This window comes from Streptomyces sp. NBC_01551 (assembly GCF_026339935.1).
GTDB lineage: Bacteria > Actinomycetota > Actinomycetes > Streptomycetales > Streptomycetaceae > Streptomyces.
This window is the reverse complement of record NZ_JAPEPX010000002.1, coordinates 67,794-81,340: the sequence shown is the minus strand read 5'-3', so window position 1 is coordinate 81,340 and position 13,547 is coordinate 67,794. Positions and strand designations below refer to the sequence as shown.

At 69.8% G+C, this 13,547-nt stretch carries 13 protein-coding genes and 1 pseudogene; 6 read left to right on the top strand and 8 right to left on the bottom strand.

Features of this window, described 5'->3' with window-relative positions:
* Window positions 1–474: 474 nt before the first annotated feature.
* Entirely contained in the window at window positions 475–1,170 is a 696-nt protein-coding gene (locus tag OG982_RS30010; protein ID WP_266950117.1) for a hypothetical protein, read from the bottom strand.
* Between the two features lie 440 nt (window positions 1,171–1,610).
* Here OG982_RS30010 and OG982_RS30005 point away from each other — a divergent pair, with 440 nt between their 5' ends.
* Complete coding sequence (locus OG982_RS30005) at window positions 1,611–1,856, top strand: antitoxin MazE7 (protein WP_266950115.1); 246 nt, start codon at window positions 1,611–1,613, stop codon at window positions 1,854–1,856.
* A complete protein-coding gene (locus tag OG982_RS30000) occupies window positions 1,857–2,231 on the top strand; it encodes a toxin Doc (RefSeq protein ID WP_266793737.1) in 375 nt (124 codons plus the stop codon). It begins immediately after the preceding gene.
* 121 nt (window positions 2,232–2,352) lie between these two features.
* On the opposite strand, the gene OG982_RS29995 is transcribed toward OG982_RS30000, so the two are convergent.
* From OG982_RS29995 to OG982_RS29985, 3 genes are all read right to left on the bottom strand, one after another.
* On the bottom strand, window positions 2,353–3,195 hold the full coding sequence (locus tag OG982_RS29995; protein WP_266950114.1) for a phosphotransferase: 843 nt from the start codon (window positions 3,193–3,195) through the stop codon (window positions 2,353–2,355).
* Window positions 3,196–3,285: 90 nt separating this feature from the next.
* Window positions 3,286–3,828, bottom strand: coding sequence for a GNAT family N-acetyltransferase (locus tag OG982_RS29990; RefSeq protein ID WP_266950112.1), 543 nt, complete (start codon window positions 3,826–3,828; stop codon window positions 3,286–3,288).
* Complete coding sequence (locus OG982_RS29985) at window positions 3,825–5,237, bottom strand: XRE family transcriptional regulator (RefSeq protein ID WP_266950110.1); 1,413 nt, start codon at window positions 5,235–5,237, stop codon at window positions 3,825–3,827. Before OG982_RS29985 ends, OG982_RS29990 begins: the two co-directional genes overlap by 4 nt.
* A gap of 435 nt (window positions 5,238–5,672) precedes the next feature.
* On the opposite strand from OG982_RS29985, the gene tgmA reads away from it, so the two are divergent.
* The 3 genes and pseudogenes from tgmA to tgmC all read left to right on the top strand — a co-directional run bounded on the left by tgmA (window position 5,673) and on the right by tgmC (window position 8,077).
* Window positions 5,673–5,984, top strand: a complete 312-nt coding sequence (tgmA, locus tag OG982_RS29980; RefSeq protein WP_266950109.1) for a putative ATP-grasp-modified RiPP — start codon at window positions 5,673–5,675, stop codon at window positions 5,982–5,984.
* Window positions 5,981–6,935 (top strand): annotated as a pseudogene (gene tgmB, locus OG982_RS29975) (ATP-grasp ribosomal peptide maturase). Before tgmA ends, tgmB begins: the two are co-directional and overlap by 4 nt.
* Window positions 6,932–8,077 (top strand): ATP-grasp peptide maturase system methyltransferase, encoded by a 1,146-nt coding sequence (gene tgmC, locus OG982_RS29970; RefSeq protein WP_266950107.1) that lies wholly within the window; start codon window positions 6,932–6,934, stop codon window positions 8,075–8,077. Before tgmB ends, tgmC begins: the two are co-directional and overlap by 4 nt.
* A 678-nt stretch (window positions 8,078–8,755) precedes the next feature.
* On the opposite strand, the gene OG982_RS29965 is transcribed toward tgmC, so the two are convergent.
* The gene (locus OG982_RS29965) at window positions 8,756–9,343 is read right to left on the bottom strand and encodes a TetR/AcrR family transcriptional regulator (RefSeq protein WP_266950106.1); all 588 of its coding nucleotides are present in this window, start codon (window positions 9,341–9,343) and stop codon (window positions 8,756–8,758) included.
* A 74-nt stretch (window positions 9,344–9,417) separates the two neighbouring features.
* Here OG982_RS29965 and OG982_RS29960 point away from each other — a divergent pair, with 74 nt between their 5' ends.
* Window positions 9,418–10,248 carry a class I SAM-dependent methyltransferase gene (locus OG982_RS29960; RefSeq protein ID WP_266950104.1) on the top strand — a complete coding sequence of 277 codons (831 nt, stop codon included), beginning with the start codon at window positions 9,418–9,420 and terminating at the stop codon, window positions 10,246–10,248.
* Here OG982_RS29960 and OG982_RS29955 read toward each other — a convergent pair.
* The 3 genes from OG982_RS29955 to OG982_RS29945 all read right to left on the bottom strand — a co-directional run bounded on the left by OG982_RS29955 (window position 10,203) and on the right by OG982_RS29945 (window position 13,066).
* Window positions 10,203–11,282: a hypothetical protein gene (locus tag OG982_RS29955; RefSeq protein WP_266950103.1), complete on the bottom strand. Its 1,080-nt coding sequence runs from the start codon at window positions 11,280–11,282 to the stop codon at window positions 10,203–10,205. The genes OG982_RS29960 and OG982_RS29955 overlap by 46 nt on opposite strands.
* Window positions 11,283–11,893: 611 nt before the next feature.
* Window positions 11,894–12,310, bottom strand: coding sequence for a hypothetical protein (locus OG982_RS29950; RefSeq protein WP_008739521.1), 417 nt, complete (start codon window positions 12,308–12,310; stop codon window positions 11,894–11,896).
* Between the two features lie 51 nt (window positions 12,311–12,361).
* Entirely contained in the window at window positions 12,362–13,066 is a 705-nt protein-coding gene (locus tag OG982_RS29945) for a hypothetical protein (protein WP_266950101.1), read from the bottom strand.
* Between the last annotated feature and the right edge of the window lie 481 nt (window positions 13,067–13,547).

The window sequence follows — 13,547 nt, the reverse complement described above, 5'->3', positions numbered from 1 at the left end:
CCGGTGTCGACCCCGAGACCCGCACAAGACCTTCGCCTCGACGGGCTGGATTGGACCGCATACCGAGGTCTTGGCTCTTCCGTCCGATGACGGCGTCGGCCTGATCGGCCGAAGGACGTCGAGCCGGGCAGGCTCCTACCCGTGGGCCGGGTTGCGGCGGATGGTCGGCGTCGGCGCCGGAGTGGATTTGAACACGGGCTCATCCCCGCAGGCGCGGGGAGCAGGAGACCTGGGCGTCCTACTCGATGTGAAGCCCGGGTTCATCCCCGCATTCGCGGGGCGCAACTGCTGGATACCTTCAACGAATATCCGACCCACGGGTCATCCCCGCCGGTGCGGGGCGCAGCCGCGGTTCCCGCTGACCCAATGGTGGGTTTCGGGGTCATCCCCCTGGGGCACCGGGAGATGTGGTGCCACGGGAATTCTACTGCTGTGACCGGAAAGGTTCGCCGGGTCGCGGCGGACGGCACAGCCCTAGCTGGTCCAAGGCAGGCGGACGGCTTCGAGCTCGATGTCCGCGAGCAGCGCCTCGACGAGCGGGCGGGCGCCGCAGACCTTGGTGCCCCAGAGGTCGTAGTCGGTGAAGACGACCCAGGAGCGGTCCGCGGCCCACAGGTTGGAGGGGGTGTACAGGATGTCCGGGTTGTCGAAGAGGGCGTGGGCATCGCCCAGGCGGCCGGAGCGGACATGCCTGTTCTCGAAATCCTGCGTGATGAGCGGGTTGTAGTACGCCAGGCAGGGGGTGTCCGCTCCCTGGGGGCTGTGAACGGTGAGGAACCGGATCAGCTGGTCCCATGTCGGCCTGTCGAGACTGCCCTCGGCGGGCCACTCGATGGAGCCGGGCCGTATACCCGCCCCTTTCGCGGAGGGGAAGCAGCGAAAACAGGGGTACAGGCCCTGCGGCACGATCGGATCACCGATGCGGGCGGCCAGCTCCGCCCAGCGCAGCCGCTCCCAACCCGGGCCGGGGTGCTCGTCCCGGCTCTGGCTGGTGTTGACCGAATCCCCGGCAGTGCCCCCGCGCTCGTACATGCCGCCGAGCACCCAGGCGGCGTCGGGCCGCCCGGGTGCCTCGTAGCCGGTGAGGCCGTCGTCCTGGGCGATCCCGGCAAGCCAGTCCGTCTCGGAGGCGGGCGCGAGGGGCCACAGGGCGAGGATGTCATCGGGCATCCGGCCAGGCTACGGGCCCGGGTTCGACCAGCGCCGGGCGACCCGGTGAACCTCCTTCCCGGTCACAGCACTAGCCACGCGGTGTCGCTCCCGGGCTTGTTTTCGATTGGCCCCACGCCTATCGGGACAGAGCTCCCCACATGCGAGACAGCTGGGGTTCATCCCCGCGGGCGCGGCGAGCAGTTCGGATCGCCCAGGTTGTACCCGAACCACTTGGGCTCATCCCCGCGGGCGCGGGGAGCAGACCCGTCGACCTGCCACTTTATGCGGACGGTGAGCTGTTCCTCAGCACTTCTCCACAATCCGGCATAGCGGCATCTCTCGGGAGCAGTTACTCCGGCACGGCCTCATCCGCAACGCTGATCGGTCGCCTCCGACAGCCCGCACCGCGTGTGGGCGAAGGGCTCCCCTACCGTCCTGCGAATGCGGATACTCGGAGGATGTCCGATACCACCACCCTCGAGGTGGCTACCGAGCTCCACGACCGCCTCACCGCGCTGGCTGCGGCGCGCGGCCTCGATCTATCCGCGTACCTCACCGAGCTCACCACCGCACAGGAGAACGAAGCCGGGCTCGCCCGGGCCGCTCGGGCGTTTGACGAGGCTGTCCGGCGCCCCGGATTCCGCGAGGGGTTCGAGCACGACTTCGGCCCTGCTTCCGGCCACGCCGGCTCTCGGGCGGCATAGGTGGAACTGCACATCGACCACCGTTGGCTGCTCGAACGGCAGGAGGCACTGTTCAAGGACGTAGAGGTGGCAGACCACTCCGCGATGGTGGCGGCAGTCGCCAGGCACCGGGTGAACACCCCGAGTCTCGATGTGGACCACCCCGACGCCTACTGGCGCGCCGCCGCTCTCCTCGATGCGATCGTCCTGCTGCGTCCGCTCCCCGAGTACAACGAGTACTTCGCGTACGGAGTGGCCGTCGCGTACATCGAGGCGTCCGGCAAGACTGTGGACGCGCCGTACGAACAGTGGCGCGAGCTCATCACCGACATCCGCATGCTCCGCACCACCGTCTTCGACGTGGCCGACCGCCTGCGCTCCTGGCAGCGGGGATAGCCGCGCGGCCGAAGCGCGGACGGCCGGGAAGGCAGCTCCAAGCCGGCCCGGTCACCTCGACCGGCCGCCGGCGGAGCGAGGATGAGGCCGTGACTGCCATGACGCCTGTGGGCGGCAAGCACTAGCGGGTCGCGTAGGCGACCTGGACCTCGTCGGCGCGGTCGGTCCACCAGTGCAGCAGTGCCTCGTCCGACAGGAACATCGCCCTGAAGGCCGGGTCTTGGCGGTCGAGGTAGAGCTCCAGCTGCCAGAAGTCGGTCATGCGCTTCCACCACAGCCGGGTCACCGCCTCAGCCAAGTCTGCTTCCGACAGGCCGATCACCGACCGGTACCCGGCAGTGAACGCTGCGACGCGGTCGAGGTCGAAGACGCCGCCGACCCCGAACTGGACCTGGGCGGTCCGCGCGACCTCCTCCCCGTACGGGCGGACACCGAGCCGGTCCCAGTCCAGGACCGCCACGACGTCACCGCCCTCGCGAAGCATGTTGCGGTACTGGAAGTCGCCGTGCGTCCACCCGTACGGCCCGGCAGGGACTTCGCCAGTCGGCCGCCGGCCCGCGTGCCGGGCCAGGAGGCGGGCGAGCAGCGCGCCGAGATCGCGGGCCTGGTCAAGGGCCAGTTCGGTCCCCGGTACGTGGTCGCCTTCCACCCAGGGCAGCACGCAATAGCCGCGCCCGCCGACCTCCGCCACGAGGTCTCCGCCCTCGGCGGTCAACGGCTCAGGTACGGGGAAGCCCTCGCCGGCCAGGTCCGCGAGTACGGCGAGGTTCCTGCGCATCCTGGGCAGGGGGACGTCGGTGATCTCCTTCACCGCGTACGTGCCGGCAGCCGTCTCCACACGCCAATTCCGGTTCATCAAGCCATGGACGAGGAACGTCCGGTCCCGTACCTCGCCCAGCCCGAACGTCCGGGACAAGGTTGGCAGGGCCGCCAATAGGTCGCCGTCTCCGCTCGCACCCCTCACTCACGGCACGGTACGCCGACCCCCGACCCCGCTCCGCATCTTTCACCCATTTCACGGAAGGTGACGGGCGCGGCATCGAGGCCCTGATGTTCAAGGGAGAGGACGTCCCATGCACACGAGCCAAGGGGATTCGGGGGATGGCTGCACGGTGCCGATCTCCTCGTACCCCCATCCCTCGTACAGGCGCATGGCCTTCCCGTCACCGGCGGCCGGGTTCACCATCAGCGTGGCGTGTGCTTCCGGTCGACCGTCGAGCAGCGCGTCATGCATGCGGCGGGCCAGGCCGACGCCGCGCCATGCCGGGACGGCGCCGATCTCCTTTACGGCGATGGCGTCCCGGGCCGAGTACCGACCGGGCGCGGGGATCGTCATGCGTTTCCACCACCTGTCACCAGGGCCGACGGTGTTCCCGTAGGCGTACCCGATGGGCTGGCCCGTCTCCTCGTAGGCGATGACCGTTGCCCAGCCCGGCTCGGCGGCGTGCCGGTCCAGGCGTTCCAGGAACACGTCGAGGCGGTAGTTGGGGTGGTCGAGGAGATCGGCGCGTACTTGGGCGTACACGTCGCCGATGGTCTGCCGTATCGGGTCCAGGGCTGTGTACCGGCGCAGGGCAGGGGTGGGGTTGGTCGTCATCGTGCGCTCGCCGTCACTCGGGCCGTGTAGTCGCGCCACACGGCGGTCTGGGGACTGTGGGGAGCCGTGTCGGTCAGGCGCTGCCCGAATCCCGAGAGCATCCGGGTGACGCGCGGATGCGAGGCCGCGGCGTCGGCGGGAACCTGCATCGCTGTCGCGACGGCCCGTTCGACTTCGCCCTGTTCGAGCTGCCCGCGGGCCAGGCGGGTCGTCGTGATCGCGAGCGAGCGGCGCATGTGCGGCCGCAGCTCGGCCAGGCACCGATAGCCGTGGGATTCGGCCGTCTCCCAGTCGCCGAGCGACAGGTACGCCGACAGGGCCAGTGCGTGGATCTCGGCGCGGTCGTAGAACGCGGTCAGCCACACCGGCCTGTGCGCTGCCGGGTCGGACCGGTCCAGCGCCTCCTGCGCCTGCCCGAACGCACGGTCGGTGGACCGCCGGTCACCGGCCGCCGCGTGGATCGCGCCGTGCCGGGCCAGGCCGAGAGACGCGAACATCGGGTCCCGCCGGCTGATCCCCAGGTTCCGGGCGACCGCGTTGGCGGCGTCGGCGTCACCGGGCCGGTTCATGTGCCGGTACATCGTCCCCGCGTGAGACCAGATCCGGAACTGGATCGCCTGATCGCCGGACATGGACGCGATGTTCTGCGCCTCCCGCAGATGTCCCCGTGCGTCCTCGAACCTCCTGCCGTCGATCGCGGCCCACATCGCCGACGACCAGAACGCGGCGGCGGCCGCGTACAGGCTGGCGCGCACCCGTTGGGACGCGGCTCCCTGCTGCTGGAGCCGTAGTGCGTCGCCGGCCAGGGCGCGGGCCTGGTGCTCGATGCCGGTCCGTCCTCCGTGGCGGTGGTCGGCGGCGATGATGTCGGTGAACCGCTGCTGGAGGCGGGCGACGTCGGACATGCCGATACGGCGGGGAGCGGCTGCGGCTGCGGCTGCCGGGTATGAGCCGGCGGCGCCGACCACGACGCCAACGGCGGCGGTGAACAAGGTGCGGCGTTCCACGGGCGGTGTCTCCTGACGGGGCGGGGTGCCAGGGGTGCGGCTGCGGCGGACGAACCCCAAGGCGGCGGCGGGTCTCCCGCTGACGTTCTCCAGAGCGCGTAGCTGAACGGATTTGGGGCAGCGAACCCGGCCTGAGCGCCACGCGCGGATGGATGAGTCGTCCAGTCCTCCGAGGCGTCCGGTGATCTCACCGACCTCACGGTTGACCAGGTCGGCCAGTGCTCGGGCACTGAGCTGCTGGTCTTCCATCCAGGTGGCTAACAGCGTGTTCCGGGCTGTCTCCATCCCCACACCGTAGATCTCGACCTGCGGTGCGGGTCGGTAAACGGTTTGCCAAATCGTCCTAGGCGGCTTGCCGTTGGCGAAGCCTGATCGTCCTACCGGGCTGGTCTTGACGGCCATTGAATGAGTGTCGGCCAGTCGGAGCATCGCAGGCTCTCCCGTTCCGACCGGCGCTCACGCCGCACGGAACGGGCCCATCCGTATGGGTACTCCCCTGGCAGGACCGCGCGGCATCAGTGAGCGGGATCCGGACCCCGTCGTCCCCCGTCAGGGGCCGGATCCCGCCCTCCTTCGACGGCAGGAGCGAGTCATGGGCAGCACTCTCCCCCGACGCACCCCCGGTACCGGCGGACGCTCGCGGGCGGTGGCTGTCACCCGCCAGCACTACGACGACGGCCGGATCCGTCCGCATCGCTCACATCAGCCGCACGAACGGCGTGGAGACCACGACCGCCGTCGGCAACATCGAGCGCGGCAGCACCCCCGCACAAACCGCACCGCAGTCCACCACCACAACCACCACAGCCACGACCACCACTGACCACGGAGGTAGAGATGTTCGTGCACTCTGACCGCATGCCCACCGGCACGCCCCTGCCGAACGGAATCAGCACACCGGCCCCGTGGGGGCTTCGCCGTATGACCCCGTACCCCGCGCAGGCGCCCGCGTACGAGCGGGTCGAACTGGACCCCGCCACCCAGACCGGCGTCTACTTCGACGCCGCCGGCGCCGTCATGGAAATGCCGGGCCACGGCACCAGCACCGGCACCAACCCCGCCACCAACACCGGGAACCCCTCCGACGGCAGCAGCGGCGGCGGCACGGGAGGCGGGGACTCCGACTCCGGGAACGACAGCGACCAGTGACGGACTCCAGCCCGGTTCTGGTCGTCACCAACCTGGACGACCCCACGACCGACCTGGTGATCGAGGAACTGCACGGCCGGGACGTCCCGGTCGTGCGGTTCGACTCGGGGGACTTCCCCGCCACCTTGTCGTTCGAGGCCGTGATCACCGCCGACGGAGTCAAGGGGTTCCTCCACACCCCGACCCGCACGGCGGACCTGTCCCGCGTCCGTTCCCTCTATTACCGGCGCCCCTCCGGCTTCACCTTCCCGCACCTGGACGAGCAGAGCGCCCGCTTCGCCGTCACCCAGGCCCGGTACGGGCTCGGTGGCGTCCTCGCCTCGCTGCCCGGCTGCCTGTACGTCAACCACCCGCACCGCATCGGCGACGCCGAGTTCAAGCCCTCCGGGCTCGCCGTGGCCATCACCTCGGGCTTCCGCGTCCCCCGACACCCTGTTCACGTCCGACCCGCATGCCGCGCGGGCATTCATCAAGCGTCGGCAAGCGGTCATCTACAAGCCGCTGTCGACGCCCCTGTACCGGATCGACGGCGTCTCTTGCACGGTCGAGGTGCTGGAGGTCGAGGCAGAGGAGATCGACGACTCCGTGGCCGGGACCGTCCACCTGTTCCAGGAGCGGATCGACAAGGCGGCCGACGTACGCGTCACCGTCATCGGCGAAGAGATCTTCTGCGTCCGCATCGACTCCGACCTCCTCGACTGGCGCACCGACTACTCCCGCTTGACGTACAGCGTCGTCCAGCCTCCCCCGGGCATCACGGAGGCTCTACGGACATACCTGGCCCACTTCCGCCTCGTCTTCGGCGCTTTCGACTTCGCCGTGGACCACGTGGGGCAATGGTGGTTCCTGGAATGCAACAGCTCCGGCCAATGGGCCTGGATGGAGCCGGAGACCGGACTGCCGATGGTGGCAGCCATGGCGGATTTGCTGGAGAGGAAGACGACGTCATGAGCGACCAGGACGAGCGGGACCAACAGGAGCTGCTGCGGGTCCTCGCCGGGCAACTCGCCGCGGGCGGTCACCTGCACACCCCGCCGTGGCGCGAGGCGGTCGAGACGGTGCCCCGGCACGAGTTCCTGCGCGGCGGCTTCTTCGACCGCGTCGACCTCCCGGGCCGGCCGACCGCGTGGGCGCCGGTCATGCCCGACGAGCCGCTGTGGCTGGAGCGCTGCTACGAGGACGAGTCCCTGGTCACGCAGATCGCGGGCACCATCGCCCCCCAGGACCTGCGCGGCGAGATCATGAGGACGCCCACCTCCTCCAGCACCATGCCGTCCCTGGTCGTGCGCATGCTCGAAGACCTCGCCGTCGAGGACGGCCACTGCGTCATGGAGATCGGCACCGGCACCGGCTATTCGACCGCGCTCCTGTGCCATCGCCTCGGCGACGACCAGGTGACCACCGTCGAGGTGGACGAAGAGATCTCCGGCCGCGCCGGGGCCGCGCTGGGAGCCTGCGGATACGCCCCGCACCGGATCGTCGGCGACGGCCTGGCAGGACACGCGGCCGGCGCCCCCTACGACCGCATCGTCGCCACCTGCGGGATCGTCAACCTGCCGCCGGCGTGGATCGAGCAGACCCGTCCCGGCGGAATCATCCTCGCCACCCTCGGCGGCTGGATGTACTCCTCCGAACTCGCCCGCCTCACCGTCCACGAGGACGGCACCGCGTCCGGGCGCTTCCTCGGCGGACAGATCTCCTTCATGCTCGCCCGCCCCCAGCAACCCCCGCCGCTGGGCATCCTCCCCGACCTCGATCAGGGCGAAGAGCGCCAGGCCATGCTCGGCGCCGACGTCTTGGACGACTGGAACACCCGCTTCGTCGCCCAGCTCGCCGCACCGCGAGCCCAGCGGATCACCCTCGACCGCGACGGCCGCACCGAACACGTCCTGATCGACGTAAGCGCCGGGTCCTGGGCCGTCCTCACCGAAATCAACGGGACCTGGATCGTCCGGCAGGGCGGCCCTGACCGCATCTGGGACGCCGTCGAGGAGCACGTCAACCGCTGGCGGGAGCACGGCGCCCCGGAGCTCGACCAGTTCACGGTCACCGCCACCCCCAACGGCCACACGATCACCTGGCCCGGCAACTGACCATCGCGACGGCCCCGCTCCCGTCCCCTCGTCCGGAGGCAGGGGCCGCCGCCGTCTCCGGCCGATAGGGTGCAGCCCTCGCCGGACGGAGGAAGACCATGGACGAACCCCTGGAGCAATGGGCGGCCCGTCGCGCGAAGAGACTCCGCCCGGTCGGCGATGCGCTGCCGCCACCTCCCGCCCGGTCCCCCATGACCGCGGGCACAGGAAGGCACCGCAAACCCCGCAGACGCTGAACGTGGAACACCAAACGCCTCTGCCCCCACCAACACTGACGGCGCAGAAGCGTTTTGCAGGCTCCCAACTGCGTTAGTGACGGGGCGACCCACCACGTGGGCGTCCAGGTCGGCCGCCAGGGTTCATCCCCGCAGACGCGGGGCGCAGAGCACGGCCGCCGTAATGGTGCCGGTCCGCTGGGGTTCATCCCCGCAGGCGCGGGGGCACAACGTGTCCGTGGCGAATGTCTCCACGTACAGCGGTTCATCCCCGCGGGCGCTGGAGCAGACTGCTTCGCCTGCCACTTTAGGCGGCAGGCAGGCGTGTCCACGTACTTCTGCGGAGTCCGGCATTGTTGCGTAAGTCGGGGCAGACGCCCCGTTGATGGCGCTCCTGAAACGGCCACCCCTTGCCCGGGGCGACCCCGTACCTGCTCAGTGGATCTCTCCAGGCATCTGGCGGTCACGATTGGGGTGGTCGCAAGGCGCCGGCGATGACGGTGGTCACCATCTTCTGGATGGCGGCGGTCGGCGGTGGGGCGCTTGTCCGGTCGGCGAACAGCAGGTGCCCGGCCCCGACGAGGGTGGGGGCGAGTGTGTCGATGTCGGCGTCGCCGGCCAGGCGCCCCAACTCCCGCTCGGCGGTGAGGTAGGCGGCGATCATGGCGGTGCCTTGCACGGCCAGTGGGATGCCGGTCAGACCGGCCTCGCGCAGCCGGGCGCGGAGGCCGTCGCGGAAGGTGATGAGCGCGACGATTGCCACCGTGACCGGCCGGAACAGGTCCTGTAGTGCGTCGGCGAGGTTGTCCACCACGCTCCCGGTGCCGGCGGCGGCGCGCAGGGTCGTGGTTCGGTCCTCGATGCCGCGGATGCGGTTGAGGACCAGTTCCGCCAGGAAGGCGTCGAAGTCGGTGAAGTGCCGGTGCAGCACACCCTTGGCACAGTTCGCCTCCTCCGTGACCGCCCGGCTGGTCAACGCGTCGGGCCCGTCCCGAAGCAGGACGCGCTCAGCGGCTTCGAACAACTGGCCGCGCACGTTGTGGATGTGCACCCCTGACGGCATTGTCTCCCCTTCCGTGCCGACCCAGCCTTAACAAGTGGGCAACCGCCCACTAGTGTGGGCGCATGCCCACTTTATCGCAGGGACAGCCGGACAAGTCCGGACGCGAGCCCCACCGCCACCGGCAGACGGCCGAGTCGTTCGGTGTGGACGCCGAACGCTACGACCGCGCCCGACCGCCGTATCCCGAGGCCCTGGTGGACAGGATCGTGGCGGCAAGCCCCGGCCGGCACGTACTCGACGTCGGGGCCGGGACCGGCATCGAGGCCCGGCAATTCCAGGCGGCCGGATGCACGGTGCTCGCTGTCGAGCCCGACGAACGGATGGCCGCCTTTGCGCGACGCAGCCGTGTCGAGGTCGAGGTCGCCAGGTTCGAGGACTGGCAGCCGGCCGGGCGGCGGTTCGACGCGGTCATCGCCGGCACCGCCTGGCACTGGGTGGACCCCGTCGCCGGCGCGGCCAAGGCTGCCCAGGTGCTCCGGCCCGGCGGCCGACTCGCCCCCTTCCACCACGTCCCCCAGCTCCCGGCCGAGGTGATCGACGCCCTCGCTGAAGTACTCCAACGGGTCGCCCCCGATTCCCCGTTCAACCCCGGCCTGCTGAGAGGGTCGGCCGTGGACGCGTACCAGCCACTGTTCGCGAGAATCGCCGACGGGATCCGGCAGACGGGCAGGTTCAGCGAGCCGGAGCAATGGCGCTTCGCCTGGGAGCGCACCTACTCCCGAGAGGAGTGGCTCGACCAGCTCCCCACCTTCGGCGGCCTCACCCAACTCCCCGCAGACAAAATGGCGAAGGTCCTGGACAGCGCCGGGACTGCGATCGACATGCTCGGCGGTCACGCCACCATGCCCTACACCTCCGTTGTCATCACCTCTACCCGCTCCAATAAGGCCTGACCGCCGCAAAGGTCGGACGTTGCCGGGCGCGAGCAGACCGGTGAGCTCGGCAACGTCCCCGGAGTGGCGGGGAGGGGACTCGCAAGCGGGGGAGGTTCTCCGGCTTCTTGGCCCGCCCGTCGGCGCGGCGCCCGACCTGGCCGACGGGTGGTGGCCGGCTGCAGCAGGAGCGCCACCGCGAGTACGGCCAGGCCGCTCGCGAGCACGGCGCGTACGAGTGCACCCGCCGCCCCGCGCAGGTCAGCGGCCGCACGGGTGAAGTCGATCCAGGGCAGCGAGAGGTTCCCAACCAGCGCGGGAGCCAGCAGAACCCCCGCGGCCAGAGTGCCGAGGGCAACGGGAACGATGGCGGCGCCCAGGTCCAGCCACGCCCGCGCGCGCCGGTTGGCCCCCATGAGATGGAGCAGCCGGGCGCGCCGGTCGTGCCCGTGGGCTCCCATGCGTACGGCGGCCACGACGAGTCCCGCCGCCGGCAGCACCAGGAGCAGCGCCACGATGACGGCGAGATACCGCTCGCGGCCCTCGTCGATCAGGCGGACGTCACCGAAACTGGGGCCAGGTGCGCCGAAGCCCGTGATCCCGTCGAGGAAGCTGGAGTTCAGCATGGCCTCGCTGGGCCGGGTGTAGACCAGGCGCTCTCCGGGTGTGGCGAGCCCGGCCTCGCCGACGAGGCCGGCCGTGTGCCCGTAGCGGCGGGTGAAGTCCTCCCGCCCCGGCCCCTCGGCGAGCGTCGGGGACAGGTACGACTCCCCCGGCGCCGGCCATCGGTCGAGCCCCGGCGGCAACGGTGCGTCGGCGGCCAGCGGCCAGAGCACCACGACGCTGTACTGGCGGCCGTGCTCGCTCTCCCAGTACCGGCTCCACAGCGCCTTCGGTTGTTCTCCCTGCCCGGCGAGGACGGGGTTGCGCGCCGGGCCGCGGGCCTCGCGCCCGTCGAAGGTCGCGGCGGAGACCACGAACGCCGAAGCGGCGAGGGCCGCGACCACCGTGGCCATGAGCAGGGCCAGGAAGCGGGTCCGCCCGCTCTCGCTCACGCGGGATGCGGACCGGCCCATGCGCAGTAACTGCCACCACAGCAGTCACGGTTGAGCGTGGTGTTGCCGTTGGCCGCGGGATCATCCCCGCATGAGCGGGGAGCAAGGACCGCACGGGTCCACCTTCCCCGGCTGCCAGGGGACATCCCCAGCTCATGCGGGGCGCACCAGGCCAGGGCGACCCAGAAGCGGTTGGCCCCAGGGGCATCCCCGCGCATGCGGGGAGGAGGTCACGACCCCTCCGGGGCTCGGGGCGGTCCTGGGCTCATCCCCGCACATGCGGGAGGCGTCTTGCTGACCAGCAACTTTAGGCGGTCGGCGAGCCGTTCTGGAGCACATTCGCCGAGACCGGCAAATCCTTGGATTCCTTCCCCGCGCACAGCGCTGTGCACACAGGCGTCCGCCCAGCGCGCCACAGACAGCGCGGCGTTCTGATGACAATCCGGGGCCGCAGCAGATGGGAGGCCAGCCAGGACACGGACCCCACCCTCGATGCAAGCCAAGTGCGCGGACTCGGGCTCGGCGGATATAGTGAAGCCACCAAGTTACTCAGGCGCGGAAGGCCCTCCACTCAGTGGAGGGCCTTCCGTCTTTCCCGGCTCCCGCCCCGGTCAGGCGACCTGGAGCTTCGGCCGGCCCGTCGGGGTCGGCGGGGCCTGGTGGTACGTCGGCAGCTTCAGGTTGGGCAGGTCCCCCGCCTGGATGCGGGCGAGGGCCGCGCGGAACGCCGCCTCCATGCTCTCGGGGGTTTCGTACTTCGCCGCGAGCGGATGGAGCCGGTACGAGTTCCCGTTGCGCTCCTCGCTGCGCGGCCTGAGCACGATGTTCAGGTCGCACAGCGGCGCCATCAGCCCGCTGACGGCCTGCGGGGTGACCCCGTACTCGGCCGCCATGTCCTTCTGACGGACCGGAAGCGTCCCCCCGAAGTCACTCCGGGAGACCAGGTACTGGAGGAACTTGACCGCGGAGCCCGACAGCGGCAGGGCCCAGATGCGCTCCGCGACGATCGGAGACATGACGTTAGCCATGGGACAGCCTTCCTCGTGAGCGGACACCCGTGCACGGGCGTGACAGCACTATCACCCGGTTCGTTTCCTTCCACGAAAGCTGTCTTCGGCCCCGAAGTCGAGGTCCAGCTCCTCCTGATGGGCACCCTCCGGTCCCACCGCGTACGGGAACACACTGGGGTCGTGCTCGTGCTTGTCGGCGATCTCGGCCAGCACCTCGTGCTGGGCCGTGCTGTTGCCGTGGAACCACAGGCGCACATTGATCTGGATCCTGCCGTTGCCGGCCTTCTCCACCCAGTTGTAGCCGCACAGCGCCTGGACGGCGCGGTTGACCGTGGAACGCGTGATCATCTTGCCGCCCTTCTGGGCGGCGACCTTGTTCAGTCCGTCCGTGATCTCCTGTTGCGTGTACTGGGTGATGCCGGTCCCCGGCACCTGCCCACCCGCCACGAAGAGGAACACGCACAGCTGGGACTTGGTGATGCTGTTCGCGACGGCCAGCTGCGCCAGCAGCTGCGTGAACCAGTTGCTGGCCAGGCTGTAGCCCGCTCCCCCGGCCATGTCGTGCACGGCCTTGGGGTCAGCCGCGTACTCGAAGTGGACTCCCTTGAGCCGACGACGCCCGCTGGGATCGGTCGCGTGCGCCACCTTCTCCCCGAGCTGCTGTCCGAGGACGGCCAGGATGTCTCCGTACTCGGCGTCGTCTCCCGCGGCGGAGGGGACGGGAATGGGACGGGGCCCGCGCTGTCGACGACGTGCGGGCGGATCAGATGTCACAGGACCTCCTTGTTACTCAGGCGGTCCGAGACTATCCAAAAAATCAACGTGTGCTTGTCTTTTGGCGCGGCGACGCGCCGGGGGGCACCTCCCCCACGCGGCCTGTTCGAGGGAGGCCCCAAAAGTACACGAGGCGTGAAGTTATTTTGCCCTCAGGCGCCGGAAGTACACGACTCCTTGATTTCGGTTGTCGCAATGGCAGCACTTTTGAGTCGCGTCCGGAGTGTGCGCGGGAGGCAGGGCTCGGCAATGCTCACGTCCCTGACCTGCGGCGATCGGAAGCGACGGGGCCTCACAAAAAACTAAAGCACTGCTTGATTTTTCCGCGAAATGTGCTCGCTGGATACACATTCCGAGGGTCCAAATGTGTCCTGGGGGACACATACCCCCTCGCAAAACCGCAGGTCACAGGCCTGCCACGGCCGCGCCCTCTTATTAAAGAGCAACCTGACCACGCGCCTTGGCACCAACGGTTTCTGAG

What these genes read in the sequence shown, in the direction of transcription:
- OG982_RS30010 (WP_266950117.1), bottom strand. Translation starts at nt 1,170, where the DNA reads ATGCCCGATGACATCCTCGCCCTGTGGCCCCTCGCGCCCGCCTCCGAG.
- OG982_RS30005 (WP_266950115.1), top strand. Translation starts at nt 1,611, where the DNA reads ATGTCCGATACCACCACCCTCGAGGTGGCTACCGAGCTCCACGACCGC.
- OG982_RS29990 (WP_266950112.1), bottom strand. Translation starts at nt 3,828, where the DNA reads ATGACGACCAACCCCACCCCTGCCCTGCGCCGGTACACAGCCCTGGAC.
- OG982_RS29985 (WP_266950110.1), bottom strand. Translation starts at nt 5,237, where the DNA reads ATGGCCGTCAAGACCAGCCCGGTAGGACGATCAGGCTTCGCCAACGGC.
- tgmA (WP_266950109.1), top strand. Translation starts at nt 5,673, where the DNA reads ATGTTCGTGCACTCTGACCGCATGCCCACCGGCACGCCCCTGCCGAAC.
- tgmC (WP_266950107.1), top strand. Translation starts at nt 6,932, where the DNA reads ATGAGCGACCAGGACGAGCGGGACCAACAGGAGCTGCTGCGGGTCCTC.
- OG982_RS29960 (WP_266950104.1), top strand. Translation starts at nt 9,418, where the DNA reads ATGCCCACTTTATCGCAGGGACAGCCGGACAAGTCCGGACGCGAGCCC.
- OG982_RS29950 (WP_008739521.1), bottom strand. Translation starts at nt 12,310, where the DNA reads ATGGCTAACGTCATGTCTCCGATCGTCGCGGAGCGCATCTGGGCCCTG.